21 protein-coding genes, 1 pseudogene and 1 other annotated feature are annotated in these 26,961 nt (G+C 41.0%); of the genes and pseudogenes, 8 read left to right on the plus strand and 14 right to left on the minus strand.

The window, feature by feature from the left end; all coding sequences use genetic code 11:
• Positions 1-2 precede the first annotated feature (2 nt).
• Positions 3-1,616 carry an amidohydrolase gene (locus BM126_RS12170; protein WP_090989758.1) on the minus strand — a complete coding sequence of 538 codons (1,614 nt, stop codon included), beginning with the start codon at positions 1,614-1,616 and terminating at the stop codon, positions 3-5.
• A 294-nt stretch (positions 1,617-1,910) separates the two neighbouring features.
• On the opposite strand from BM126_RS12170, the gene BM126_RS12175 reads away from it, so the two are divergent.
• Positions 1,911-2,606 carry a hypothetical protein gene (locus tag BM126_RS12175; protein WP_090989759.1) on the plus strand — a complete coding sequence of 232 codons (696 nt, stop codon included), beginning with the start codon at positions 1,911-1,913 and terminating at the stop codon, positions 2,604-2,606.
• Between the two features lie 232 nt (positions 2,607-2,838).
• Positions 2,839-3,068: pseudogene (locus BM126_RS22870) on the plus strand (IS1595 family transposase); the annotation flags it as partial.
• 91 nt (positions 3,069-3,159) lie between these two features.
• Here the strand turns inward: BM126_RS22870 and BM126_RS12185 are convergent.
• From BM126_RS12185 to ezrA, 6 genes are all read right to left on the minus strand, one after another.
• On the minus strand, positions 3,160-3,468 hold the full coding sequence (locus BM126_RS12185; RefSeq protein WP_090989761.1) for a DUF3784 domain-containing protein: 309 nt from the start codon (positions 3,466-3,468) through the stop codon (positions 3,160-3,162).
• A 430-nt stretch (positions 3,469-3,898) separates the two neighbouring features.
• Complete coding sequence (mbcS, locus tag BM126_RS12190) at positions 3,899-5,479, minus strand: acyl-CoA synthetase MbcS (protein WP_090989762.1); 1,581 nt, start codon at positions 5,477-5,479, stop codon at positions 3,899-3,901.
• Between the two features lie 184 nt (positions 5,480-5,663).
• Entirely contained in the window at positions 5,664-5,861 is a 198-nt protein-coding gene (locus BM126_RS12195) for an alpha/beta-type small acid-soluble spore protein (protein ID WP_071349998.1), read from the minus strand.
• An 88-nt stretch (positions 5,862-5,949) separates the two neighbouring features.
• Positions 5,950-7,161, minus strand: coding sequence for a tRNA uracil 4-sulfurtransferase ThiI (gene thiI, locus BM126_RS12200; protein WP_090989763.1), 1,212 nt, complete (start codon positions 7,159-7,161; stop codon positions 5,950-5,952).
• A gap of 4 nt (positions 7,162-7,165) precedes the next feature.
• The gene (locus BM126_RS12205; RefSeq protein ID WP_090989764.1) at positions 7,166-8,305 is read right to left on the minus strand and encodes a cysteine desulfurase family protein; all 1,140 of its coding nucleotides are present in this window, start codon (positions 8,303-8,305) and stop codon (positions 7,166-7,168) included.
• A gap of 430 nt (positions 8,306-8,735) precedes the next feature.
• Positions 8,736-10,433, minus strand: a complete 1,698-nt coding sequence (gene ezrA / locus BM126_RS12210) for a septation ring formation regulator EzrA (protein ID WP_090989765.1) — start codon at positions 10,431-10,433, stop codon at positions 8,736-8,738.
• A gap of 166 nt (positions 10,434-10,599) precedes the next feature.
• Between ezrA and hisJ the strand changes: the two genes are divergently transcribed.
• Positions 10,600-11,406, plus strand: a complete 807-nt coding sequence (gene hisJ / locus BM126_RS12215; RefSeq protein WP_090989766.1) for a histidinol-phosphatase HisJ — start codon at positions 10,600-10,602, stop codon at positions 11,404-11,406.
• Position 11,407: 1 nt separating this feature from the next.
• Here hisJ and refZ read toward each other — a convergent pair whose 3' ends face one another.
• Positions 11,408-12,064, minus strand: coding sequence for a forespore capture DNA-binding protein RefZ (gene refZ / locus BM126_RS12220; RefSeq protein ID WP_090989767.1), 657 nt, complete (start codon positions 12,062-12,064; stop codon positions 11,408-11,410).
• A gap of 324 nt (positions 12,065-12,388) precedes the next feature.
• Between refZ and BM126_RS12225 the strand changes: the two genes are divergently transcribed.
• Positions 12,389-12,868 (plus strand): GAF domain-containing protein, encoded by a 480-nt coding sequence (locus BM126_RS12225; RefSeq protein ID WP_090989850.1) that lies wholly within the window; start codon positions 12,389-12,391, stop codon positions 12,866-12,868.
• 237 nt (positions 12,869-13,105) lie between these two features.
• Here BM126_RS12225 and BM126_RS12230 read toward each other — a convergent pair whose 3' ends face one another.
• On the minus strand, positions 13,106-14,983 hold the full coding sequence (locus BM126_RS12230; RefSeq protein WP_090989768.1) for a sensor domain-containing diguanylate cyclase: 1,878 nt from the start codon (positions 14,981-14,983) through the stop codon (positions 13,106-13,108).
• 506 nt (positions 14,984-15,489) lie between these two features.
• On the opposite strand from BM126_RS12230, the gene rpsD reads away from it, so the two are divergent.
• Positions 15,490-16,092 (plus strand): 30S ribosomal protein S4, encoded by a 603-nt coding sequence (gene rpsD, locus BM126_RS12235; RefSeq protein WP_071351454.1) that lies wholly within the window; start codon positions 15,490-15,492, stop codon positions 16,090-16,092.
• A 463-nt stretch (positions 16,093-16,555) separates the two neighbouring features.
• Here rpsD and BM126_RS12240 read toward each other — a convergent pair whose 3' ends face one another.
• Positions 16,556-16,897, minus strand: a complete 342-nt coding sequence (locus tag BM126_RS12240; protein WP_090989769.1) for a hypothetical protein — start codon at positions 16,895-16,897, stop codon at positions 16,556-16,558.
• Between the two features lie 251 nt (positions 16,898-17,148).
• Between BM126_RS12240 and BM126_RS12245 the strand changes: the two genes are divergently transcribed.
• Entirely contained in the window at positions 17,149-17,949 is an 801-nt protein-coding gene (locus BM126_RS12245; RefSeq protein ID WP_090989770.1) for a polysaccharide deacetylase family protein, read from the plus strand.
• 110 nt (positions 17,950-18,059) lie between these two features.
• Here the strand turns inward: BM126_RS12245 and BM126_RS12250 are convergent, their stop codons facing one another.
• Positions 18,060-18,722 (minus strand): HAD family hydrolase, encoded by a 663-nt coding sequence (locus BM126_RS12250; RefSeq protein WP_090989771.1) that lies wholly within the window; start codon positions 18,720-18,722, stop codon positions 18,060-18,062.
• Positions 18,723-18,986: 264 nt separating this feature from the next.
• Here BM126_RS12250 and BM126_RS12255 point away from each other — a divergent pair, with 264 nt between their 5' ends.
• Complete coding sequence (locus BM126_RS12255; RefSeq protein ID WP_177201415.1) at positions 18,987-19,265, plus strand: hypothetical protein; 279 nt, start codon at positions 18,987-18,989, stop codon at positions 19,263-19,265.
• A 304-nt stretch (positions 19,266-19,569) separates the two neighbouring features.
• Here BM126_RS12255 and BM126_RS12260 read toward each other — a convergent pair whose 3' ends face one another.
• Together BM126_RS12260 and tyrS are read right to left on the minus strand one after the other, a co-directional pair.
• Positions 19,570-19,953: a VOC family protein gene (locus BM126_RS12260; RefSeq protein ID WP_371261442.1), complete on the minus strand. Its 384-nt coding sequence runs from the start codon at positions 19,951-19,953 to the stop codon at positions 19,570-19,572.
• Positions 19,954-20,610: 657 nt separating this feature from the next.
• Positions 20,611-21,867: a tyrosine--tRNA ligase gene (gene tyrS, locus BM126_RS12270; RefSeq protein WP_090989774.1), complete on the minus strand. Its 1,257-nt coding sequence runs from the start codon at positions 21,865-21,867 to the stop codon at positions 20,611-20,613.
• Between the two features lie 56 nt (positions 21,868-21,923).
• Positions 21,924-22,142 (minus strand) — a binding site (T-box leader).
• Positions 22,143-22,288: 146 nt separating this feature from the next.
• On the opposite strand from tyrS, the gene BM126_RS12275 reads away from it, so the two are divergent.
• Positions 22,289-25,186 carry a transglycosylase domain-containing protein gene (locus tag BM126_RS12275; RefSeq protein WP_090989775.1) on the plus strand — a complete coding sequence of 966 codons (2,898 nt, stop codon included), beginning with the start codon at positions 22,289-22,291 and terminating at the stop codon, positions 25,184-25,186.
• Between the two features lie 41 nt (positions 25,187-25,227).
• On the opposite strand, the gene acsA is transcribed toward BM126_RS12275, so the two are convergent.
• Positions 25,228-26,946 carry an acetate--CoA ligase gene (gene acsA / locus BM126_RS12280; RefSeq protein WP_090989776.1) on the minus strand — a complete coding sequence of 573 codons (1,719 nt, stop codon included), beginning with the start codon at positions 26,944-26,946 and terminating at the stop codon, positions 25,228-25,230.
• Positions 26,947-26,961: the final 15 nt, after the last annotated feature.

Below are 26,961 nucleotides of genomic sequence, written 5' to 3' on the forward strand. Positions count from 1 at the left end.
TATCATAAATCGTAATCAGCGGATTTATATACGATCCGGCCATCCACAACCGTCATGACCGCACTAGCTGTCAGCAGATTTGACTTTTCCGCAGAAAAAATATTAGTGTCCAGCACGGTAAAATCAGCCGTATAACCCGGTGCAATTTTGCCCCGCTTCTGCTCCTGGCCAATTGCGTAGGCACTTCCTTTTGTATATAAAGACACGGCCTCATATACCGAAAGGCACTGATCTTCTCCAAATATCTCCCTATCCTCGCTGTCCGGCTTTGTTCTGGTTACGGCTGCGTGGATGCCCAAAAGCGGATTAAGTTTTTCAATCGGCGCATCTGACCCGCCTGCACAATGTATCCCTTCATCCAGATAGGTTTTCCATGCATAACTTTGCTCTATTAAATCACTGCTGACCTTCTCTATAACCCATGGAAAATCGGAAGGTACAAATCCAGGCTGAATATCAAAGATAAGCGGCAATGATTTGGCGCGGTGAATCAGATCCTTCCTCATAATCTGGGCATGAATCAGCCTGTCCCTTAAACCTTGTTCGGGCGGAAAGGCTTCAATGGCATCGAGGGCGTACTCAAAGGCCAAATCCCCAATTGCATGAATGGCAACAGGCATGTGCAAGGACCTTGCTTTTTTAACTAATTCCTTCAGTTCTTCCGGTGTAAAAATGGCAACACCCTGTGTTTCCGGCTGATCTGAGTACGGCTTGCTTAAAAGAGCCGTATTTCCTCCCAACGAACCATCCGCGAAAATCTTCATACTATCAAATTCAATGTACGTTGTTCCTCCTCTGTACGAGTAGCCGTGGCCATGCACATCAGCGGCTGCTTCATGATGGACAAGCAAATTCGCCCTAAAACTCATTCCTTCTTTTTCGATTACTGTAACAAAAGCTTCATAGGTCGGCAAAAAACCATTGTAATAATGCAGATCTTCCGTATGGCAGCCCGTCAGTCCAAGCCGGTAACAATCAGAGATTGCCATACGGAGAGCTGCTTCTATGTATTCCTTTGTAATGCCAGGGATGCAGTTTAGCACAAGCTCCTGGGCCGGGTCTTCCTTAAACATCCCGTTCAACCGGCCGTCAGGATATCTGCCGATAACCCCTCCCGCCGGCTCTTTCACATCCTGCGCCACAGCTGCTTCCTTCATGGCTCTTGAATTTGCGACTAGGGCATGCCGGCAAATTCTCTTTAAAATCACAGGATGACTCTCAGATAATACATCCAAATCATCGGATAAAATAAGAGTGGAATCTTCCCATTCATTTTCATTCCAGCCTTCTGCGACAACCCAGTTGCCCTCTGGTGTTACCCTGCATTTATCTCGGACGGCACGCAAAACTTCTTCCCGGCTTTTCATCTCGGATAGATCCAGTCTCATCAGCCTCTCTCCATGACCGACAAGATGCATATGGCTGTCAACAAGCCCCGGAAGCATTGTAGCATGATTCAGATTGACCCTTTCTGTAATCCTTGAATGATATTTCTTCTCGAGCTCTGAAGCCTCTCCTGCTTCAATTATTGTTCCTTGTTCAGTAAATATAGCCTCTGCCATACTGCCTTCTTCCGTCATTGTGTATATATTGCCATTGCCCCATAATATCCCCACAAAGCTGCACTCCCTTTTAGCTGTGTATTATATTTTCTTAAAGTGTAACATTATGTAAATATTCTAACAATATTTACGCAAGCTTCTCTCTATCGATGAAAATCATAGTATAATAGCAAATATTAATTTTGCTTGCAGATGCATACAGGAGTTTATTTATACTTATAACAACCAAGCAATTCCAGCAGGCTAAGTTGTTACTGAAAGCCAAATAAGTCCCAAAAGTATAGATACACGGATGGGCCGGCTGTTTTTATATTAGTAGGTGTTTGAAAACGAGATGGGAAGTGCGAAATGGAAAATATTTTAACCAATGTTTTGAAAAACGATAGATTGGATGAATATCCGTTATTCAAAAAGTATTGTGTCCTTAAAGATAAAGGGCTACGGAAAGAATCCTTTAAACTATTATCCTCATTTATAGATGAAGCAAAGAAATGGGATAAAGATAAACAACAGAATTTCGCTTGTTGGCTATTTGCTTTATTTGAAGTATCAGACAATATTCACCACTTACTTGTTCATCCTTTAGAAGAAAATTTATTAAAGCCTATACTTGAGGAATGGATAAAGAAAAATCCTAAAGAACCAAGACCATATAGGTGGTATGGCTTGTTTTTACAAACCGAAAACCGTATTGAATACTTAAACAACTCAATTGAACTTGGCGGCAAAAGCGAACAATTATCTTTGTTAAAACTCATTGATATTAATTTGTACTCGCTTTGGTATTCGTTTCATCATATATCCGAAGATTTATATTTGGGTAATATTGAAGAAGACTCTCTACTTATTACTAAGTTACAGCAGTTAAATGATAAGGTAGAATGTCAACAAACCAGAAAAGAAAATGATGACGAAATTAACTATTATAGAGAACTGTTGAATGATTGGATGATGTTTAAAACCGAACAAAAAAAGGACTTTGTTAACTGGTGTAAAAACAAGGGTAAGGATTACCATTGGACAAATGCTTATTATTACGAATAATAAAGGGCTTTTTATAGCCCTTTTAAAACAACATAAAAATTTAACAGAGCCTAATAAAAAAGGATCTTTTCGCAGAAAATGCGGCGTTATTGACCATACTGTTGAAGTGTTGATACATGGGTTTAAGGAGGCGTTCAATCGTGTGGGAATATGTTTATGAAGATATCAGCGAATTAACCAAATCAGTTCAAATGTGGCGTTATTTAATTCGATGAAACAAAAAAAATACTGAACCTTCTTTCGTGAGTCAATGCAAGGTAGCGAAATTACCCATAGAAAACCCAAGAAACGTGGTGAATAAGACGAAAAAAGAGGTGTTTCTAATCTTAAAATTGCTCGAAAGGCAGGTGTAGACCGTGTAAGAGCCGAGGAAATTGATACTGTGATAGGTTAGTATATTCACCCGTCTGCTTTGATTTTACGGTTACAGCAATGAATTATAAAAAGTTTACCAAGATAAAGGTGTCAAAATTCAAATGATATTACAAAGAAACGGTTTAAGGGGTTTTTTGAGGCATTAAAAAGGAGAGCAGTCGCCATCCTATACATTGGTCTAAAATCGAAATCGCCAATAATTAGCCACCACAATCATTAATACAGCATATACACCGATAATATATTTGTATATCTGTACGGAGCCTTCGCCAAAAACCCAAACTGCTAAAGGCAGTGTAATAATAATAATTCCTAATATTATTGCTGACAAACCTGTTCTTTTAGCGTATTTATCTTCATCTCCGTAAAATGTTCTGTCACTATAACCAATGATTAAGGATAACATCTTTTTTGCTCCAATCAGATACCCTAAATAAATGACAAAAATTCCAGCAACTATTGAAGCCACTGTACCAAGAGTTCCCACGATTTCACCTCCATTTATATCTATATTACCATTTTATAATTAATTTCCTATATTAATCCAACCATTAATAAAACAACAAGGTTTACGAAAAAGAGCCATAAAAGTAAAAGCATCCGCTTCTAGATGTTTTCTTTTTGGCTCTTTTCACTTAAGGATTGTTGTTTTTTTATTGTGTTAAGTTAGATCTCATTGTTAAGTCTGGCAGATTGGAGCGTAAGGTGCGGGACTCCTGATTATAGCGGATGGTGAGACCCCGCAGGCGCAGCAGAGGATGCTCACCGCCGGCCCCGCGGAAAGCGAGCATCCTGGAGAGGAAATCAGCCACCCCCGTTTCATAGCAGCAAAGTTAACGAATACAGTTTTCTTTTTTCACACTATGAACCCCGTCTGCACCCAGGTGCGCTTTCTAATCAGCCATATACTTTAATTCTTAATTTAAAATCGTCTCTTCCCTTTTCCTCAATTCAATTCTGCGTATTTTCCCTGAAGCCGTTTTAGGGAGCTCTTTAATGAATTCAATCTTTCTTGGATACTTATATGGGGCAGTAAGGCTTTTCACATGCTCCTGAAGCACGGAAATTAATTCCGGATTCCCTGCTTCCGCTTCGTCACGCAGTACAACATAGGCCTTAACAATATGGCCACGGGTTTCATCGGGACTGCCCACTACCGCGCACTCCTTTACGTAAGGATGTTTGACCAGCGCGTCTTCCACTTCAAACGGTCCAATCGTGTAACCTGAACTGATAATGATGTCATCTGACCGTCCCTCGAACCAGAAGTATCCATCTTCATCTCTTGAAGCCCTGTCACCGGTCACATAATAATCACCCCGGAATTGCATGGCTGTTCTTTCCGGATCTTTAAAGTATTTTTTAAATAAAGCAGGCGTTTCGATATGGACAGCAATATCCCCTACTTCTCCCGTCTTGCATGGCTGGCCATTTTCATCAATGATTTCTACCCTATTTCCGGGTGTTGGTTTTCCCATGGATCCCGGTTTCATTTCCATTCCTTTTATGACCCCGACCAAAAGGGTGTTTTCCGTCTGGCCATACCCATCCCGCACATCAATATTAAAATGCTTCCGGAAAGTTTCGATAACCTCCCTGTTCAGCGGCTCGCCCGCTGACACGGCACTATGCAGCCCTTCAAGCTTATAATTCTGCAAACCATCCACTTTTGCAATCAGACGGTACTCTGTCGGTGTGCAGCAAAGAACATTCACTTTATAATCCTGCATGAGCTGCAAATACTTTTCTGGTTCGAATTTGCCGTGATAAACAAGCCCGGTGGCCCCTGAGCCTAGCACGGATAAAAACGGGCTCCAAATCCACTTCTGCCAGCCAGGTCCTGCTGTTGCCCAGACAACATCATTTTCCGTTACTGCAAGCCATTTAGGCGCCGCTGTCTTTAAATGGGCAAATGCCCACCCATGGGTATGGACCACTCCTTTAGGATTTCCTGTCGTGCCTGATGTATAAGATAAGAATGCCATATCCGATGCATTGGTTTCTGCCATATCCAGCTGATCTGGCTCATTATGGGCCGTTTCGCTAAGAAGCTTCCAGGAATCCGCTTCTTTACCTACAGAAAACTTAACAAGCGATGCAGCTTCTTCCACTTCATTAATCTGATCGATAAATGGGTAATAGCTTACGATTCCCTTTACCTCACCGTGGTGAATCCTATACTGGATATCTTTTGCCCTCAGCATTTCCGAACTCGGGATAACAACCATCCCAAGCTTTAAGGCTGCAATATAAACCTCGTATGCTTCAATAAGCCTCGGGATAATAATTAATAGGGTGTCTCCCTGTTTAAGGCCGGCCTTCAGGAAAGCGTTTCCAATTCTATTTGCGTTCTTAAGCAAACGTTCATATGTAATTTCCTTTTTTAAACCAGCTTCATCTTCCCATTGCAGGGCAAGCTTTTCAGGATTGCCGGCATGCTTCTCTATTTCGCTGACCAGGTTATATTTCGCGGGTGCCAGCAGTTCACTTCGATTCATTGTGTTTCCCCTCCCTGAGTGCATTTTAGCTTCTGATTTCATTATACTAAATAATTCTGATATTTTAAAATTTTTGTTTAATTATCATTTAGTACGAATTAATGAATAAGCCTTCCATGCCAAATGTGTAAAACCCAAAAAAAGAAACGGGCCAGAGACCCGCTTCTTTGTATCCAGTATATAATTACTTTTGGTAACCGCCTAATTGCTGTTCCGCCATTTGTACTAAACGTTTAGTTATTTCTCCGCCAACGGATCCGTTAGCGCGAGCAGTTGTGTCAGCGCCAAGCTGGACGCCGAATTCATTTGCAATTTCGTACTTCATTTGTTCAAGAGCTTGTGATACACCAGGAACTAACAATTGATTTCTGTTATTTGCCATGTGTTCTTCACCTCCTTGTGGTAATAGATTGTGCAGAAACACATGGCATCATTCCTATATTATATTTGGGAATATTGTGAAATATTTTTTAGAATAAGTCCTCAGAATCATTCAGGAGACCGATTTCCTGCGCCGGAGTCAAACTCATAATTTCTGTCTTGGCAACAGCTTCGTCAATCAACGATTCAAAGTCTACAAAGCTTTCGTAAAAATTAACCTTTTCTCGCTTTGGCTTTGTTTTCGGGCTTGCTGGTGTAAAGACCGTACAGCAATCCTCATAAGGAAGATTGGAAATTTCAAGTGTATCATGTTCCTTGGCCAGTTCAATGATTTCCGTTTTATCCATCATAATCAGCGGACGGAGAATAGGCGTATTAGAAACCTCATTTATTGCAAACATGCTGTTTAGCGTCTGGCTGGCAACCTGTCCAAGGCTCTCCCCAGTAATGATCGCCAGGCCTTCCTGCTTTTCGCGGATTTTGTCGGCAATCTTCAGCATCGCCCTGCGGGTGGCTGTCATTGTATAATTTTCCGGTATTTGCTTTTGTATCAGCATCTGGACATCTGTAAACGGAACAATATGAAGCTTCATGCTTCCATAAACTTCCGCGAGCTTTTTGGAAAGATCAATTACTTTTTGTTTAGATCGCTCACTTGTAAATGGCGGGCTGTAAAAATGAATGCATTCTATGTCCAGGCCGCGTTTCATTGATAAAAAACCGGCCACCGGGCTGTCTATTCCCCCAGAAAGCATAAGCATCGCTTTCCCGCTTGATCCAAATGGCAGGCCGCCAGCACCCGGGATAATTTCACCCGTCAAATAAATGGCATCTTGCCTGATTTCAACTCTTAAGTTAAGATCAGGGTTTCTTACATCTACCTTTAGCCCGTCCATGTTTCTTAAAAGGTGTCCGCCTAGGGCATGATTCATTTCATCCGTATTGTACGGATAGGTTTTATCCGCTCTTCTTGTTGAAATTTTAAATGTCTCAATGCTCCCTGACAGCTGGCTGAGATAAAATAGAGCAGCATTTTTCACTTCTTCTATATCCAGGCCGGTTTTTAATGCAGGACTCAGGGACTGGATGCCAAATACTTCCTTAAGCAGAGCAATGATTCTCACATGATCGGCACCGTTTAAGATGATAAACATCCTATCCCTGCTGGAGGTAATCTTAATCTCTGCAAAATCCCTGAGTGTCCATTTTATATGGGTACGGAGTTTATCCACAAACGCTTTCCTATTTCTTTTTTTTGTGGATATTTCTCCGTATCGTATGATGATATGGTCAAATTTCATTTTATTACCTCATTACCATTTGTAATTTTTCTATCGTAGCCCTGATAGCGTCCAGGACCTCTTTTGCTTCCTTTATATCGTTTTGGTAAGAAAGGCTGATTCTTACCACGCTTTCTGCCCTCGCCTTATTGCGGAACATGTTCATAACCGTTTCACTGGCAGACTTATTTTTGGAAGAACAGGCGCTTGTTGTAGAAACAAAGATATCTTTTGCTTCGAGTGCATGAATGAATACTTCTGACTTGATTCCAGGTATTGAGAAATTGATGATATGCGGTGCACCATTCAAAGTACTGTTCACTTGGACAGCATCCATGTCCTTAAGACCGGAGTACAGGCATTCCCTGACTTCAAGGAGTTTATCACCGTCCTTTTCCTGATGCTGAAGCGTAATGCGCAGTGCCTTTGCAAGCGCAACGATTCCCGCTACATTTTCTGTACCGCTCCTTACCTTCGATTCCTGGCTTCCGCCTGAAAATAGCGGAGAGATATTGACGCCATTTCTTTTATATAATACGCCTGTCCCCTTCAAAGCATGAAACTTATGGCCAGAAATGGTGCATAAGTCAATGTGGCTTGCTGAAAGATTCAGCACGGTTTTTCCGATTCCCTGGACATGGTCGACATGAAATAGGGCGTGCGGATAACCGGATACGATCCTGCCGATTTCTTCAATAGGCTGTATGGATCCAACTTCATTATTCACATGCATAATAGACACAAGAATCGTGTCACTTCTTAAAGCCCCTTTAAGATCCAAGAGTGATATCAGCCCATCTTCGTTCACAGGAAGATATGTCACTTCAAACCCCTTGCCTTCCAGATAACGGCAGGCATCTTTCACAGAAGCATGCTCAATTTCCGTTGTAATAATATGCTTCCCTCTCTTGGCATTCGCCTCAGCTGCTCCCTTGACCGCAAGATTATTTCCTTCCGTTCCTCCTGAGGTGAAATAAACTTCTGAAGGAGCAGCACCAAGTAAATCAGCAACCTGCTTACGGGCCTGAGACAGTAGCTTCTCTGACCTCGCACCCATTCCATGAAGCGATGAAGGATTCCCAAAGTATTCAGTGGAAACCTTCGCGAAGGCTTCAATGACTTCTGGATATGGCTTGGTCGTCGCACTGTTATCAAAATAAATCATGATTTCCGCCTCCATGGTCCGTCTATATCTATAGAATACAGCAAAATAAGCCGCACTATTTAATTAAATCGCTGCCGGCAAGTCCACCATCAAAGCACAATACATACCTGCAAAGCCTGAAAAAGGATGGACAAGACTCAACTATTTATAATAGCATATCTGCCCGCATTTGAAAAAAAAAGCGCAAGCGCCTTGATAGCCTTGACCAGCATAAGGCTCCACAGAATAGAAGTCGCTTTTTGCCCTTCAATTCTGTGGTGACTTTTGACCTCGATAGGCTAGTCGCTGGAGCTGGATTAATTTCAAAAGCGCAAGTGCCTGCAAAGAACTAAAGACTAAGAACGACGCGTCCTTCGGCACCATCTTTGTGACCCCTACGAGAGCCATCGACCAGTAAAAAGAAGAAGCCGGCTAGCGCAGGCTTCTTCTTTTACCTCGTCAATATTTCATCAAGGTTCGCTTCTATTTTTTTCAGGCTGCCCGGCTCCACTTTTTCTATGGAGCTTGCAGCTATCTCTAATGCTGCTTCATATTCATAGGTCCTGAATTTTTCTTCAGCTTCCTTCAGCGCATCAGCAACAGAGGAATAACGGCTGCGGTAGCGGTTGCCGTATTGGATGACCTTTTCCGATAAAAACATTTGCTCGATCAGCTCTTCAGTGTTTTCGTACAGGCTATCGACAACAGTGACTGCCTTTTCGAGATAAATATGTACTGAAGCCATATCCAGCGGTTTTTCTTCCAGCTTATTATGAACATCCTCAAAGCTTTCCTTTGCGGCGTAAATAGCAGCCTTGTATGATTCCGGAAGGCCAGGCATGTTGCTTTTTGTAATCAGGCGGCTTGTATCGGCCATTTTCCCCCTGAGAGTTTTTAGTGCCTCCCTGGCTTCCATTTCATCCTTGCGAAGCGCCTGCAGCTTGCCCGAAAATACATTTTGTTCTTCTTGAATCTCTTTTATCTGCTTTTCAATCTCGATGATCTCTTCGCTAAGTTCAGAACTTGCAACAGAATTTTCTTCAATCTTCATTCTTATGGCCGGATATTTTTTGGCAATCTGCGCAATCTGTTTCTCTAAGATCCTGTAGGCTTCCAATTCACTTTCAGTTAAATGGTAGCTGTGCTGGACAATGGCTGCCTCAGCCTTCAATTTATCATTTTCATACTCCAGTTTATAAATCTCTTCCTGAAGGAGTTCTTCATTAGCCTGGATAAATTGTCTTGCATACACTTCTTTTTCAAGCAGATCATATAATACATTCACATTATCATGCATTTCGGCAATGCCCTGTTCCACTTCTTCTGTTTCTGCATTGTCCAGGTATTCAGCATATAAACCAAGCTCCCGTTCAATACGGGAAACTTCCTTTTCAAACTGGATGTGATCCAGGGAGTAGCCCTGCTGCATCATTTCTGCATATCCATCCTTCAGTTCAGCAATGGTATTCGGCAATGCAGTTTTGCTTTCAGCTACAAGCTGCGGAAGCAATTCCATTTTGGAAGCGGCATTTGCAAGCTTTCCCTTGATTGTCAGGACAAGCTCCCTCGCATTTAAATAGTTGCCGTTTTCTGTGGCACTTTCATACTGCTGAAGAATCTCCAGAACTTCATCAAGCATAAATTCAAGCTTGTCTGCAGCTGCTCCATATGTGTGATGATGGGCAAGCAGCTTCTTTTTCAGTGTGCGGTAATTTTCTTTGACGTCCTCAATTTCTTCCCGGTTTTTTTCTTCGCTTCCGACAAGATCATTTAGTTCGTCAAGGATGTTCTGAATGGTCTCTTCTATTTCCCTCAGTTTCAGCGTCAGTTTATGCTGTACTTCCCTTGAACGTTTAAAACGGTACTTATCAATATATTCTTCTGCGTCAAACAGAAGCTCCTCGACATCAGGCATATGGATGGTAATGATGGCGTCCCATTCCTTTCGCCATCTTTCAAACATCTCTTCTGTTTCCCCCGTCATATTCAACTGTTTAACCTTAGATAGCTCATCCAGTACAGGGCGGTTCATGATATCCATTTTCCATGATTCCAGACGGTCAATTTCTTTAAAATATTTCTTTTTAAAAAAATACCCCCAAATAATAAAAGCCAGTATTACTGCAATCGCTCCAAGTATGTATTCCATCATAAGCCCCCTGTTCTTGCCTCACCGTACTTCTACATTATATATAAATGCAATAAATGTTCATTTCAATGCTTTTATGATACCATGTTAGCAATAATTTTTGACTAGAAAATTGAATTTTTTTGTAGAAATATGCATGAATGGAATGTTTATTGGAGGGGTTTAGTTGAAAAGTGATCAACATGTGCACAGTCCTTACTGTCCGCACGGTTCAAATGACGGATTCGAGGAATATATCGGGAGGGCCATCGAACTCGGAATGGAAGCTATCACCTTTACAGAGCATGCTCCTTTGCCAACAGGATTTGCTGATCCGGCTCCAGAAAAAGACAGCGGGATGGATCCTTTGCTCCTTATGGATTATTTCGGGGAAATCGAAACCTTAAAAAGATCTTACAAGGACAAAATAACGATTAAGGCCGGATTAGAGGTCGATTACATTGAAGGCTTTGAAAAAGAGACCAGAGAGCTTCTTGACAGGATTGGAAAGTATCTCGATGACAGCATTTTATCTGTCCACTTCCTCCATGCAAAGGAAAAATGGTACTGCATGGATTTCAGTGATGATGTATTCGGGGAGCTTTCCAGCATATCCGGTTCTGTGGACAATGTTTATAACATGTATTATTCTGCTGTTGAAAAATCCATTGATGCTGATCTTGGGGTATATAAGCCCACTCGCATTGGCCATATCACCCTGGCACATAAATTTCAGCTGAATTACCCGTCCCGCCGTAACTTCGGCGATCGTTTGCATGCCATCCTCCATCAAGTCCGCCGAAAAGGCTATCAGCTGGATTACAATGCAGCAGGACTATTCAAACCGCTATGCAGGGAACCCTATCCGCCAGATGATATAGCCATTTATGCAAAAAAGCTCGGTATTCCCCTTGTTTATGGATCTGATGCCCATCAGGCTAAAGATGTGGGACAAGGGTATAAAAACCTGCTTCCTATTCTCCAATCCCACTGATTCACATAGTGGATAACTGAGGTTCGCGATAAACCATGATCTCTGAGTCTTTCGAATAAAGGACCAATTGCAGGAATTTAATTATTTCGTCTCCATATTTGGTGTTATAGTAGTTCTCCTGAGGAAAGACATGCAAAACCTCCATCGCATAATGGGAATGCATAACAGGGGCAGAAAGCAGGCCTTTAAGCTGAAGAATGAATACTGGAATGGAGACGTTTTGAAAAGCATGCTCTTTCATTCCTTTTTCCAGTATTAATTGAAAGTAAAATCTTTCTTTTGTAAAATAGGTTGAAAGGATTTCACGGTTTAAGCTGGAATCCCAGGAGGATTCTCCATAGATGAAGCTGGATGCAAGGAAATTCTTTTTTTGAAACTCAAGAATATCCAGGATCATACCGCTAAGGCAAAGTTTTGGACCTTTTCTCTCCAGTTCAAGGATATTGATATCAAGAATTTCTACATACTCTTCTAAATATGAGGTGAAGCAATATTCTAGCAAGCCTTGCTTATTTTTAAAGTAATAGGCTATATTTGCCGGATTGACTTTCGCCTTCCCAGCAATATCCCGAATGGAAGTGGCATGGTATCCTTTTAAGTGAAATAAATATAGAGCGGCATCTAGAATCAATTGTTTAGTCCGGGTTTGGCGGTTCATTTTTGAGTCCCTCCCTTTTCTGTTGCAGCACATCTCTCTACCAAGTATTCTTGCCCGGAGCAGTTTCTCCTTTGTCTTCTTCTCGACAACTTTTATGGCATGCAGGGGTTAACAGGAAACTGTCGAATTGTGCAGATGCCATTTTAATCATGTTCTTCTCATCCAGGCGGAAAAATGCTGCGGATAAATATGCGAAATCACAGGATTATTGCTTAATATTGGGGAAACAGATAAACGAAAATTTTTAACTGACAGTTATAAAGAAATAGAAATAGTTAATGATCTATAGATTATTAAAAATTACCGGAAGCAAGGTGAATGTTTGTGTTTAATGTTGAATCCTACCAAGGAAATAAAGAAGAAAATTATAAGATGGTTATAAAACAGCTCGTTTCTCTTATTGAAGACGAAAAGAATATGGTAGCTAATCTTAGCAATGCTTCAAGTCTTTTAAACCAGTTCCTCGATGAAGTGAACTGGGTGGGCTTTTACCTTATAGAAGGAACAGAGCTTGTTCTGGGACCATTTCAAGGGCTGCCGGCATGTGTCCGCATCCCGTTTGGAAAGGGTGTTTGCGGAACCTCTGCAGCAGAACGCAAAACCATGCGAATTGAAGATGTGCACCAGTTCCCGGGACATATTGCCTGTGATGCTGCATCACGTTCTGAAATCGTGGTTCCACTCCTTAAGAATGGAGAACTGCTTGGAGTTCTTGATATCGACAGCCCAATCATCAAAAGGTTTGATGAAATTGACGAAAAGATGCTTCAGGAATTCGCCAGCACCCTCGCTCAATATCTGTAGGATAATGGAATATCCAGCAGCAAAATCCAGGTTCTGAACTTGAAGACACAGAAAAAGCCTTAAAGGGCAGCCTTTAAATTGGCCTCTGCCCTTAGACAGCCAGCGTACAAAGTAAGGTAAATAAACATCAAAGAAGCCGTCCTATTCTATAATTATAGAATAGGACGGCTTCTTTCCATTTTGGCTAATCCTGGTTTTGCTGCGTCTTTTAAAGATTAAACCTTTCAAAGTTCTGGCTTAACAATGCCCGTCCTCCTGGACCAGCACCTTGTTTTTACCGGAGCTCTTCGCCATATATAAAGCCTCGTCAGCCCGCTTAAACAATGCATTGGCATTATCAGACGCAGAGTTGGTCCAATAAGATACCCCGCAGGAGATCGTGATGCGGGGGCTGGACAATTCGCCGACTCTTTTCAGGAGCCGCTCGGCAATCCTTACACCAGCCTCCAGGGAAACTTTCGGCAAATAGATTGCGAGCTCTTCCCCGCCCCACCTAGCTCCGATATCAGTTTCACGGATATTGCAGTTAATCAGTTTTGCGACCTGAATTAAAATATCATCGCCCACCTGATGCCCATACGTATCGTTCACTACCTTAAAATCATCAATATCGATAAGGATAAACGTTCCCTCTTCATCATTTTCCATGGAGTGATAAATTTTTTCATCCAAATAACTTCTGGAGTACAGCTTTGTCAGATGGTCTGTAATGACCATTTTTTCCAGTTCTTCACGAAGCATGGAATTCACCACAGCAAGACTTGAATGATGGATGAGGGACTGAAGCAATTTAAACATTTCGAAGGAAAAATTGTAGGGCTTTTTATGAAGAACAACCGCAAATCCTTTCAGGCTATCACTTGCCATCATCGGTACTGCCATCAATGATGGATACATGATATCCTCATCTGTCAGCTGAAGGCTCAGGTCACCAATGAACAGGGCTTCTTTATCGGCATTTATTTTTTCCTTCAAATACGATATGTATAAATCAGATTCTTTTGTATGGAAGAAATCGGTACTGCCATCGAGGTAATTAACCTCGCCATTTGCCTGCACGAGGATAAATCCTGTTTCATCTGCCTTAAAAGACTTCATGATCTGCTGCTTCATATAGCTCATCGTTTCACTCAGCCTCAAACTGGAGTTTAACCGGTGAGAGGTTTCGTTAATAAGCTGCAAATCCGCTATCACACGCTTTGACTGTTCATATAGCTGGGCATTTTCCATAGCTCCCCCTGCTGCATCTGCAAGCATTGTAATAAACTCAATTTCAGCTTTCGGGAAAACCAGGGCATGAGGTGCTATTATCTGCAGAACTCCGTAAACTCCCTGCTTCCCATTTAGAGGAGCATAAAGAATGGACTTCTTTTCTGCCAGATAATCCTCCATTTGAATGGTTCCTGTCACATAGCATTGAAGAGCAGCGGCATTCTCGCTGTCATACTCCAAATCCTTAATAGGAAGATTTTTGCGGTTTACAATATCATGGGATATCAGCAAATAATATGTTAAGGAAGGATAGACTTCTTGCAATGTATCGATTACTTCACTAAGAACAGCATCCATGCTCATAGAGGAGTGAATTCTTTGGGTGACACTCAATAATTGTTTATTGCGCCTTTCCTTTTTGGCCAATTTGAAAAAGGTTAAAGATGTCTTGATCAATTTTTTGAATTCACGTGCAGTTTCTTTAGCTTCTTCACAGCCAATTTCCTTTAAAGATCCCTTTTGTTTTTCCTTTATTGCCAGGACCCCAATGATTCCGCTCCCATCTAAGATTGGCAGGATCACTTCAAATTCAGCAAGCTCTTTCACAGATTCATTATTATATGAATAAAGGGCCGTTCCCAATTCAGATAATGCCTGTTCATCACAGGGAAACCCGGCGCCTGCATCCGCAATGGCACTTGTAGATGCTTCTATGAATAAAAGCTGTTTCCATTCATCATATTTAAAGTAGGCAACCTCTGCTGCATCCAATGCATCACGTATACAGGAAAGCAGTTTTTCAAAGAATTCACCATAAAAAAGAATATGGCCTTCTGTATACTCCATATAGTCAAAAAATAAAGATTTTAAATTATAAAGCAGTTGGCTTGTGTCATATTTCATCACTATCATCCCTATATTGGCGCTTTAGCTTAACGCCTGCACTTTTAAAGTTCAAAAGACCTGGTCTATAAGACCTATCCAAAATACCATCAATGTTTGATATGCAAGAAATTACTATGCGGAATATTCTTACATCCATTATAAACGCTGCATGCTGAAATTACTTCTATAATTTTTAATGCAGCCCCTTTTTTTGTAAATTTTTTCTTCTAATCAAGGTAAAATGGCCTACTTTATTCTCTTCTTCTTTTCTTCAATACGCTTTATAGCTTTTCACATTCAGAATTCCGCTTGACTCTCTCAATAATAAATTATATAATACTCTTTGTGTAAAATATTGCAGCCTATGTGAAAGCATTTATGCTCTCATTTTGTTCCTCTTAAGAGGTGCATCTCGTAACCCTCTGCTGCTAGGGCGAAGGTGCATGAAAACAAAATGGTCTTACTTGTGATGTCACAACGGTTTTTATTTTACCAAAATAAAAACATAAGAGGAGGAGTCATTCATGGCTCGTTATACTGGCCCAAGCTGGAAATTATCCCGTCGTTTAGGAATTTCCCTAACAGGTACTGGTAAAGAATTAGAAAAACGCCCTTACGCTCCAGGACAACACGGTCCTAACCAACGTAAGAAAATTTCCGAATACGGAATGCAATTACAAGAAAAGCAAAAGCTTCGTCACATGTACGGTGTTAACGAACGTCAATTCCGTTCATTATTTGATAAAGCTGGAAAATTACAAGGTAAACACGGTGAAAACTTCATGGTTCTTCTTGAATCACGTCTTGATAACGTTGTTTACCGCCTTGGTCTTGCTCGCACTCGCCGTCAGGCTCGCCAGCTTGTAAACCACGGTCACGTAACTGTTAACGGAAGCCGCGTTGATATTCCATCTTTCAAAGTATTAGCTGGACATACAATCGGTGTTCGTGAAAAATCACGTAACCTTGATATCGTTAAAGAAGCTGTTGAGTCTACAAACTTCGTACCAGACTTCTTATCTTTTGACGCTGAGAAATTAGAAGGTACTTTCACTCGTTTACCAGAACGTTCTGAATTGCCTGCTGAAATCAACGAAGCTCTTATCGTTGAATTCTACTCTCGTTAATTAATACGCTTTGTAAATAGCGTAGGGAAAAACCCTAGAAACCTTGATTTATCAATGGTTCTAGGGTTTTTTTTGTTTGTTTTCAGCTTTGCAGATATATGTATTCTTCCCCTTTGCTGCTATGGAACAAGGGGTTGATTTCCGCCCCAGGTTGCTCGCTTTCCGCGGGGCAGCCGGTGAGCCTCCTCGGCTGCGCCTGCTTAGGTCTCACCTGTTCTGCTCATCCCGCAGGAGTCTCACACCTTACCCTCCAATCAACCCGGTTTCACAGTGGGATCGCTTCACAGAAATATTTAAAAACAACATTCTTTAAGAAAAGAGCCTATTCGAAAAAATAGAGCAGCAATCGTAAATGTTTCTGTTGCACTTGCATAAAAAAGAAGGCTTTCAATGTATAAAATTGATGCCCTTTTTTTATGACTTTAGCGGATGGTTATTCCAGTGCATACATGGTTTATTGATTTCACCATTCCCTCCACTCTTCAGTTATATCATCTTTTGATTCCAAACCCGATATGCGTGCTGCTTCTGTAATAAACTCACATAGGTCTTCTCTCTCCATTATTTCAATAAAGTCATCATATTTCTCATTTAGTTCATTTAATCTTATTACAACACTTTTTACACATTCCACTATTTCTTCTTCAGTTGGATTTTCTGTCAGTTCTTTTAGGCTATTGATGTATGAATCCAGAACAGTATTAGTTGCATCTATATTTTCAGATGTAAATAAATCATCACCTTCATTCATTCTTTCTTTCCATTCAATCGTTGGTTTTTTTTCAGTTAACTCTTCAAAAGTCATAATTATCCTCCCTGAAATGCAATTATTAATAACCTCTTTTTAGACTTTTAAGTCCATATCTTGATTATCAAAGTACCCTGAATGGATTCCCTGAATGGATTCTTCTTCAAGCAACTTGAACTTTAGTATTTTAAAAAAAGCTGCCAGAATGACACCTTGACCTAAAACCCTTGCACTTTCATTTCATGTTTCTCATTAAATATTTTAATAAGGGCATCATAAATCATGTCGTTAAATGAGGAGTGTGTCCAATGAAAAAAATATTGTTTTTTATCTTCCTTTTATTGATTCCTTTCTTCTCCTTTCTAATAAATGTGTCCGCATCCACTAAAAGTCGTGAGGAATATGAAAAAACTGGACGTGTTATTTGGGAAGTTAACACAAAGGAAAAATTAGTTGCCATTACTTTTGATGATGGACCTCATCCTTTTTTTACCCCACAAATACTTGATATATTAGCTAAATATGATGCTAAAGCCACCTTTTTTGTAGCTGGTAATAAAGTAATAAGATTTCCTGAACTATTAAAACAGGAAGTAAAAGAAGGACACGAAATTGCCAATCATACTTATCATCATATTTACGGAAATATTACATCAGCAAAACTATCATCAGAATTAGAAGAAACAGATAAAATTATAGAGAAGTCAGTTGGTTTAAAACCGACTCTTTACCGCCCAGTAGGTGGTTTTTATAATGATTTAATTATTAATACTGCATTAAAAAACGGAAAAGATGTCGTTTTATGGTCATGGGGTCAGGACTCTCGTGATTGGGCAAATCCACCCGCAAGTCAAATTTATAACAATATAACAAAAGGAGTAAAACCAGGTAATATCATTCTCTTTCATGATTGGCATGGCAGTGAATATACTCAGACTTCTCAAACCGTTACTGTATTAGATAACATTTTGGGGTTTTTATACGATAAAGGGTATAAATGTGTAACTGTATCTGAATTGCTTTACCAGTCGACACAAATAATTCCAGACTCTTTTGAACTTTATCCTACAAATTCCATAAGGAGTCAAATACACATAAAAGAGAGATAGATTATCATCTCTCTTTTTCCACTAACCTGCCGCTTTAGCTCTATAAGAAAAAAGCGACACTTCGTTATTGAAATATCGCACCTATGAGTTCAAGAAGATTTAATATTAGATTATGTTAAATTTTCAATGATTGAAGGTAATTCCGCCAAATCATCTACTATAAAATCTGCTTCGACATTGTTCCATTGAAAATCTTTTTTCCAAATCCCCTTCATCCCTGCATTTTGAGCAGCGTTCACATCATTTTTTGGATGATCGCCAACAAATATACTTTCATTAGGTGAAACATTCAGTTGCTCTAAGGCTCTCTTAAATATTTGAGGATCAGGTTTTTTAATTCCTTCCCATTCAGACACTAATATCGTTTCAAAATACTTTTTAATACCTAAAGCCCTTATATTATCTATCTGAAATTGTCCTTTTCCATTTGTAATCATTCCTAGAACAAGGTTGTTACTTCGTAATTTTTCTAACATGCTAATAAGATTTGGAAATGGGACGCAACTATTCTTAAATTGGCTTATATAATCTTGAAGCAAATCTTCCCAAGTTATCCCTGTAATATCAAATTCACCAGCCAATTGTTGATATACTTTATCTTTCCAAACATAACCTCGACAATCTAACTCTATGAACCTTGATGTGTATTTCTCTTTCGGTATATGTCCTATCCATTTATTTAATCTTTCATATTGTCCGTCAATAAATTTTTTTAGTGAAGCATCTCTATTTAATAAAGTTCCATCTAAATCAAAAATCACTGCATTAATCACTTTTCCCCCACTCCCTAACAATTACATAATTATCTATTTCGTTATACTTACTCCATTTTCCTTGTTGAACTATCCTGACCCTTTAGTGGAATAAAAAAGGTGCCTAGCAGCCAAGTCTTCACCGAAATCAAAATGTAAACATTCTGTCACCGTAATACAGTTGATGTTAGGATTTTGAAAGTATAAACTTTACTTACTATATGAGGAGTGATTAGGCTGAAAACAGTAACCGCTGATAAACTAGTATTCAAGAAAAAATTTTCGATGATTGAGCAATTTGCAATCAAAGATTTCCTGTTTAAATGGGTTGGAAGACCAGCAGAAGGAATTGATGATTTTCTGCCCCTTGAGTACACAGAAAGTGTCTTTGCGAAGATGGAGACAAAACAGGTAACAGCTTTACTCATTAATGGGGATGAATATTTCAGATATGCGACAATATCAGAAGATAATCAAATTGTTATAGGTGTTGTAGATTCGGATAAAGAGTTAATGCATAGAATCATTTCTCTGGATGAGGTTTTAATAGGTAAGCACTTGTAATATGCTTGCCTCTCTTTTTCGTCCAATTTGTATACTCCCCACAAATTTTTTACTTAATTCTTCAGTTTAATTATAAAAGATTCTTCAATCATCCTTCGCGCCCATTAGATCAATAAAAAAAAGCAGCCAAGAATAGCAGCTGGATCTTCAACTATTTAGTTTAAATACACTTCTTCACAAACTAAAATTCCAGCAGATTAAATAGCATTCTCAATTGGTAATGGCTACAAGCTTGTCTCAATTGCTATATCCAGTTACAAGTGTATCCTGCCCCTTTCATTTAAATAGATGTATGTTCAGCAATTTAAAAAATCAATTTCAAAAACATTTCCGAAGGGATCCTCAAAAGCAACATAGCGAGTGTTTCGTGTAAAAATTTTATACCCTTCGATTTCATTTCATAAAACGTTTGCTCAACAGAATCCATCTCGAATAATAAAACTGTTCTAGCTTCGTTTGAATAATCCCCTGCGCCTCCATTCTTTTCACACTTAAACGCAACAAGCTGCGTACCTTCTAACTGGAAAATCAATTTATTTTCATGCTCAAGTATTATAGGCATCTCTAGCAGCTTAGCATAAAACCTTTTTGCTTCATTGAGGTCTGAAAAACAAATATCATCACATTTCCTAATTTGATCTAGTATTCTCCCCTTTTTTGTTTGAATTTCTGCGGTAAATTTTTTCACTTTCAATGCTGAACCTTATGAAGAGGGATAGTTATCTAAAGGAGCTTTTTAGATACATTGTAACTGTTTGTATAGCCAGCAAGCGTGCAAATAAATGACTAATAGCACGGGCACATTACAATAGTATTTCTTTGCTAGTTTCTTCATTCAATCATTCCTTTTCTTTAATCCCTCTTACTGACTCCTCATTCTTCCCGAAGCCTGCAGTACGTTCATTTTTGGAGAAATACACCACACCATTTTATAAAAGGCTCTTTGTTTAAAGATTGTTGTTTTTTTAATTTGTTATGTGAGGCATTCCCATTGTCAAGTCAGGTTGATTGGAGCGTAAGGTGCGAGACTCCTGCGGGATTAGCAGAACAGGTGAGACCCCGCAGGCGTGCAGCCGAGGAGGCTCACCGTCTGCCCAGCGGAAAGCGAGCATCCTGGAGCGGAAATCAGCCACCTTGTTTCATAGCAACAAAGTTTCCGAAAACAGCTTTATAAAAAGAAAATTCAACCCGACCCCCATTCATAATCCTTGCTCTTTTCTTTGGCCGTAATTTAGACAACCAATTTCGTCAGCAGCTTTGTTTATTACAGGGAGCTTTAAGAAAAGCCGGCCCTTTACAACAAGGCCGGCTTTTTCTATGGAGTATTTGAAGCTCTTCTACATCCTTATTTAATAAGTGTATATTTCTTTTTCCCGCGGCGGATCAATGTAAATTGCCCTTCTATTGCATCACTTTCCGATACCATATATTGAAGGTCTGTTACTTTTTCGCCATTGATGGAAATGGCCCCGTTTTGGATATCTTCGCGTGACTGGCGCTTAGATGGAGAGATCTTTGCGTCAACAAGCAAATCCACTAAGCTGATTTCGTCTTTACTGTTTCTTTCATAGCTTGGGACATCCTTGAAGCCCAGTTTGATTTCGTCTGCAGTTAAATTCTTAACCTCACCGCTGAATAGGGCAGCAGAGATTTTAATGGCCTGCTGAAGTGCTTCTTCTCCGTGTATCATGCGTGTCATTTCCTCTGCAAGTGCCTTTTGGGCCTTTCTTAAATGCGGTTCGGTTTCAACCGCCTGCTCAAGGGTTTCAATCTCTTCGTGAGAAAGGAAAGTAAAGAATTTCAGGTATTTAACAACATCTGCATCTGCAGTATTGATCCAAAATTGATAGAATTCATATGGAGTTGTTTTCTCGGGATCCAGCCAGACAGATCCTCCCTCGCTTTTTCCGAATTTCGTTCCATCCGCTTTTGTAACTAAAGGAATCGTCATTCCGAAGGCTTTTGCGCCTTCATCATGCATTTTCCTTATCAGCTCAAGGCCTGTTGTGATATTGCCCCACTGATCGCTTCCGCCAATTTGCAGCCTGCAGCCATTATGGTCATATAAATGGTTGAAATCCATTCCCTGAATAATGGTATAAGTGAATTCTGTAAAAGAGATCCCGGTTTCAAGGCGCGAAGATATCGTGTCTTTTGCAAGCATGTAGTTAATGCCGATATACTTCCCATAATCCCGCAAAAATGTCACCATATCTATTTTGCCGATCCAGTCATAGTTATTCACCATAACTGCTCCGTTTTCACCTTCGAATTCAAAAATCTTTTCTAATTGCCCTTTAATGCCGTCCGCATTATAAAGGACCGTTTCAAGCGTCTGCAGCTTGCGTTCCTCGCTTTTGCCGCTCGGGTCGCCAATCAGGCCTGTCGCGCCTCCCACAAGGACAATCGGGCGATGTCCGTGCTGCTGAAACCTGCGCAATGTCAGGAAAGGAAGCAAGTGGCCAATATGCATGCTGTCTGCGGTTGGATCCACCCCGCAGTATAAGCCTATTTTTTCATTATCCAATAGGGTTTTCAGCCCTTCTTCGTCTGTTTGCTGGTAAATAATGCCTCTCCATTCCAAATCTTTAAGCAATTCCATGTTATATCCTCCTTTGATTTCAAAAAAATCCAAATAAAAACGCCCCTTCAAATAAATGAAGGGACGAATAAGTTCGCGGTACCACCCAACTTGAGGACACTCCTGTCCTCCGCTTAATACGGATAACGGCCGCAATCCGCCTGCCGCTAGCCTGAATGGTTCACAGCAGATGCTCAAGGAGGTAATTCATCAAACAATATGTACCGGTTTCCACCAGCCACCGGCTCTCTGAATACAGGGATTGTTTCACTACTCATTCCTATCATAGCGTTTCAAAAATAAATATTTAGATAATGAATTTTTATCACATTCACAGGCAGCTTGTCAATTACACGCGGGCAGTTTTCTGAAAAATATCTAAAGAAAGCCTTTTCCATACCTGTTCTATGCTATAATGTATGTGATTTCAGGGGGTATGATAATGAAAAATAATCAAGATGCACCACCTTCGTTTTGGAGTAAGCTGACAGGTTTCCTCCAGAGCAAAAATACAAAGAGATATTCACGAATTACCTATCAAGTCATTTGGAATTTAATGCTCTTACTGATTATAATCGGTGTTCTTGGGTTTTGTTTTGCAGGGGGAGCCGGTGCAGGATATTTCGCTGCTCTCGTTAAGGATGAGCCTGTCCGCCCAAAAGCAGAGCTTAAAAAGGACATTTACAACTATGAAGAGACCTCTGAATTATACTTCGCGAACAATACATATTTAGGAAAGCTGAATTCAGACCTCGAACGCGAACAAGTGACCCTTGACCATGTTTCCAAATACTTATCAGATGCTGTGGTAGCAACAGAGGATGAGTATTTTTATGAACATCATGGAGTCGTTCCAAAAGCGCTGATGAGAGCCATTTTCCAGGAAATGACCAACTCCTCCGTCCAGTCAGGCGGAAGCACGCTGACACAGCAGCTTGTTAAGAATCAGATCTTAACGAATGAGGTTTCTTTTGACCGTAAAGCAAAGGAAATCCTGCTTGCACTGCGCCTGGAAAAATTCTTCAGCAAAAAAGAAATCCTTCAAACCTATCTTAATGTTTCTACCTTTGGAAGGAATTCCTCAGGACATAATATTGCCGGTGTCCAATCAGCTGCGAAAGGCTTATTCGGCAAGAATGCCAGTGATTTGAACATCCCTCAGGCTGCTTTTATTGCAGGTCTTCCCAAAAATCCATTCGGCTATACGCCATATACACAGCAAGGCAAGCTGAAGGAGAATCTGGATCCGGGGATTCTGAGGATGAAAACGGTTCTGAAAAGGATGCGCGACGGAAATTATATCACCCAGAAGCAATATGAAGATGCGCTAAAATATAATCTTGTAAAAGATTTCATCGGGCCGGTGCCGTCTCCTTCGAAGAAGTATCCATGGGTAACCTATGAAATTGAAAAGAGATCCATTGATATCCTTTCAGTGATACTTGCAAAAAAAGATGGCTACACAGAAAGTGATTTAAAGAAAGATAAAGACCTTAATCAGCAATACACTACACTGGCAAGCCGGAACCTCCGTCAAAACGGGTATAAAATATACTCGACGATAAACAAAAAAATGTACGACACTATGCAAAAGGTGAAAAACAATTATCCATATTACGGATATGACAAGCAAGAGGAAGTCAAAGATCCTGAAACAAAAAAACTCAAAACGGTAACAGAGCCTGTAGAAACAGGGGCTGTGCTGATTGAAAATAAAACAGGTAAAATTCTCAGCTTTGTCGGCGGAAGAAATTATAAAAGAGAACAAACCAATCATGCCACCGCTGCCCTCCGGCCTAATGGATCGACGATGAAGCCGCTGCTTGTATACGGACCCAGCATTGAACTTGGGAAAATATCACCTGCATCACCTGTTGCCAATGTGCCGATGTCCTTTGGCGGCTGGTCCCCTGGCAACTATGGGGGAAGCTTCAGCGGTCTGACAACGGCACGGCATGCACTCGCACAGTCCTATAATGTGCCGGCAGCAAAGTTTTATATGGACATTATTAACACCCGCCCTGTCACCTATCTGGAGAAAATGGGCTTCACCTCTTTGACAAAGGATGATTACACGTATCCTTCCATGGCATTAGGCGCCATGCAAAGAGGTGTGACAGTTGAGGAAAACGTAAATGCTTATTCCACTTTTGCCAATTCAGGTAATTTTATTGATGCCTATATGATCGACAAGATTGAGACCAAGGATGGAAAAGTCATTTATCAGCATAAAGTAAAACCTGTTAAGGTGTTCACACCGCAGACTGCTTATCTCACACTTGATATGATGCGTGATGTAGTCAATAAAGGCACGGCTGCATCCGTGAATAACCGTCTTGCCTTTTCATCAGACTGGGCCGGGAAGACAGGAACCGGACAGGATTATCATGATGCCTGGTTCGTAGCTACGAATCCCAATGTTACATTCGGCACATGGATTGGCTATGATACTCCAAAGTCACTGAAAGGATATTATAAGGGACTCGAATATAATAAGCGGAATCTCTATTTATGGGCTGAGTTAATGAATGCCGCATATAAAGTCAAGCCGAGTCTGATTGACCCTGAAAAAAGGTTTGAAATGCCGGGCGGTATCGTAAGACGGCCTGTCTGCGGAAAAGGCGGCATGCTTCCTGCAAGTGTCTGTGAAAGCTCGAAGGAAGGTGCAACCGATTTATTTGATGCCAATTTCCTGCCGGACAAATCGGACAGCAAACTTATTGAAACCAGATATGTCCAGATTGGAAATAAACAGTATGCGGCCCTTTCTTCTACACCAGATGAATTTGTCAGTACAGGTACAATCATTAATCCCGATTATTATGAAAAATTGGGCGGCAAATATGTAAAAGATCCTGGCTCGCTCATGCCAAAAGGAGATGGAGGGACTGCTGCAGAGTCATTGCGTGATAACGGCTCAACTCCATCTGCCCCTTCTATCGGCACAAGCGGCAGCTCCATTGTCTGGAGCAGCCATCCGGAAGCCGATGTGATTGGCTACAGAATTTATAAATACGGCCAAAAAGCCGGCAGCACTAAGGCTGGAAACTCGCTTTCCTACAGCGGCGGAAGCGGTTCGTACTATATAACTGCGGTGGATATTGCCGGAAATGAATCCGCACCTTCCAACACCGTCAGTATTGGGGATACGAGCCCGCAAAAAGATACAAAACCTAAAGATGAACCAAAGAAACAAGAAGACAAAGTAAAAGATCCACCCCCTAAAGATGACCGGAAGAAAGAAGAAAATAAAGTAAAAGAAACAAAAAAAGATTCTAAACCGGGTGAAACAAAACCTGTTGAACCAAAAAAACCAAAAAGCAGCGATAATAAAGAATAGAAAAAGCATCCCGGCAAATCAGCCGGGATGCTTTTCTGTGTTCAATCTTCCATTGTAGACAAGTCTCCTGCCGGTAAATCAAGCTCCCAGGCTTTAAGAACACGTCTCATGATTTTGCCGCTCCTTGTTTTAGGAAGTTTATCCCGGAATTCTATTTCGCGGGGGGCAGCATGTGCAGCGAGTCCATTTTTAACGAACTGGCGGATTTCCTCTATTAATTCATCACTTGCCGCATATCCGTCTCTCAGCGCAATGAAGGCTTTAATGATTTCTCCGCGTACAGGATCAGGCTTTCCAATTACGCCGGCCTCTGCAATGGCAGGATGCTCCACCAGCTTGCTTTCCACTTCAAATGGACCGACACGTTCACCTGAAGTCATAATCACATCATCCACACGGCCCTGGAACCAGAAATAGCCTTCTTCATCCATATACGCTGAATCCCCCGAAACATACCAGTCACCAGGCATAAAATAAGATTCATACTTAGCCGGATTGTTCCAGATGGTATGCATCATTGATGGCCAGCCCTTCTTGATGGCCAAATTCCCCATGCGGTGCGGCGGAAGTTCATTGCCCTGGTCATCAACGATGGCAGCCTTGACTCCCGGAATCGGTTTCCCCATGGAGCCCGGCTTAATTTTAATGCTTGGGTAATTGCAGATTACTTGTGCGCCTGTTTCAGTCATCCACCATGTATCATGAATCCTTAGATTAAATACCTTCATCCCCCAGCGGACCACTTCCGGATTGAGCGGCTCGCCTACGCTCAGGATATGCCGCAGTGAGCTGAGATCGAACCGCTTGACGATTTCATCGCCTGCGCCCATCAGCATGCGGAAGGCAGTCGGTGCACTATACCAGACTGTGACACCGAAATCCTCGATTGTTTTATACCATGATTCAGGCTTAAACCGGCCTCCTACAATCACGTTGGAAGCTCCAGCAAGCCAAGGGCCAAAGATTCCATAGGATGTTCCTGTTACCCACCCTGGATCAGCTGTGCACCAGTATACATCCCCATCCTGCAGATCAAGAACCCATTTGGCGGTTTGGTAATGCTGGATCATTGCGTTATGAACATGCAAAACTCCTTTTGGCTTTCCAGTGGAGCCGGAGGTGTAATGCAGAATCAGTCCGTCTGTACGATCCACCCACTTAATTTCAAAACGTTTGTCAGCTTCCTTCATCTTTTTATTGAAGTCATAAACATTTTCTTCTTCAGCGATATTATCCCCCACAAGGAAAATATGCTTTAGGTCCGGCAATTCACCCACCGGTACACGAGGAAGCAGTTCAGGCGTCGTAATCAGGACCTTCGCTTCGCTGTCCTGCAGCCGATCCTTAACAGCTCCTTCCATGAAGGCTTCAAACAGCGGGCCGACTATTGCTCCCGCTTTTATGGTCCCTAACAGCGCAAAATACAGCTCAGGAGAACGCGGCATAAAAATGAAGACGCGGTCGCCCTTACTTACACCAGCATATTCTGTCAAAATATTTGCCGCTTTATTTGTGTAGTCTTTCAGTTCTTTAAATGTATACTTCTCGTCTCTTTTTTCGTCTTTGTAGTAAAGGGCAATGTTATTTTTCTTAGATGATTCTGCGTGGCGGTCGACGGCTTCATAAGCCAAATTCACTTTTCCTGTTTCAGACCATGTAAATTCCTTTTCTGTTTCAGCCCAATCAAACTGCTTATACGTTTCATCGTAATTTTGCAGATTAAAATGGCCTTCCATTACTGGCAGCGCTTCCACTTTCATACATCATACTCCCCC

It is taken from the genome of Bacillus sp. OV322 (assembly GCF_900112495.1).
In the GTDB taxonomy this organism is placed as follows: domain Bacteria; phylum Bacillota; class Bacilli; order Bacillales; family DSM-1321; genus Peribacillus.

What these genes read in the sequence shown, in the direction of transcription:
- BM126_RS12175 (WP_090989759.1), top strand. Translation starts at nt 1,911, where the DNA reads ATGGAAAATATTTTAACCAATGTTTTGAAAAACGATAGATTGGATGAA.
- mbcS (WP_090989762.1), bottom strand. Translation starts at nt 5,479, where the DNA reads ATGAATCGAAGTGAACTGCTGGCACCCGCGAAATATAACCTGGTCAGC.
- BM126_RS12195 (WP_071349998.1), bottom strand. Translation starts at nt 5,861, where the DNA reads ATGGCAAATAACAGAAATCAATTGTTAGTTCCTGGTGTATCACAAGCT.
- thiI (WP_090989763.1), bottom strand. Translation starts at nt 7,161, where the DNA reads ATGAAATTTGACCATATCATCATACGATACGGAGAAATATCCACAAAA.
- BM126_RS12205 (WP_090989764.1), bottom strand. Translation starts at nt 8,305, where the DNA reads ATGATTTATTTTGATAACAGTGCGACGACCAAGCCATATCCAGAAGTC.
- ezrA (WP_090989765.1), bottom strand. Translation starts at nt 10,433, where the DNA reads ATGGAATACATACTTGGAGCGATTGCAGTAATACTGGCTTTTATTATT.
- refZ (WP_090989767.1), bottom strand. Translation starts at nt 12,064, where the DNA reads ATGAACCGCCAAACCCGGACTAAACAATTGATTCTAGATGCCGCTCTA.
- BM126_RS12230 (WP_090989768.1), bottom strand. Translation starts at nt 14,983, where the DNA reads ATGAAATATGACACAAGCCAACTGCTTTATAATTTAAAATCTTTATTT.
- rpsD (WP_071351454.1), top strand. Translation starts at nt 15,490, where the DNA reads ATGGCTCGTTATACTGGCCCAAGCTGGAAATTATCCCGTCGTTTAGGA.
- BM126_RS12240 (WP_090989769.1), bottom strand. Translation starts at nt 16,897, where the DNA reads ATGACTTTTGAAGAGTTAACTGAAAAAAAACCAACGATTGAATGGAAA.
- BM126_RS12245 (WP_090989770.1), top strand. Translation starts at nt 17,149, where the DNA reads ATGAAAAAAATATTGTTTTTTATCTTCCTTTTATTGATTCCTTTCTTC.
- BM126_RS12255 (WP_177201415.1), top strand. Translation starts at nt 18,987, where the DNA reads ATGATTGAGCAATTTGCAATCAAAGATTTCCTGTTTAAATGGGTTGGA.
- tyrS (WP_090989774.1), bottom strand. Translation starts at nt 21,867, where the DNA reads ATGGAATTGCTTAAAGATTTGGAATGGAGAGGCATTATTTACCAGCAA.
- BM126_RS12275 (WP_090989775.1), top strand. Translation starts at nt 22,289, where the DNA reads ATGAAAAATAATCAAGATGCACCACCTTCGTTTTGGAGTAAGCTGACA.
- acsA (WP_090989776.1), bottom strand. Translation starts at nt 26,946, where the DNA reads ATGAAAGTGGAAGCGCTGCCAGTAATGGAAGGCCATTTTAATCTGCAA.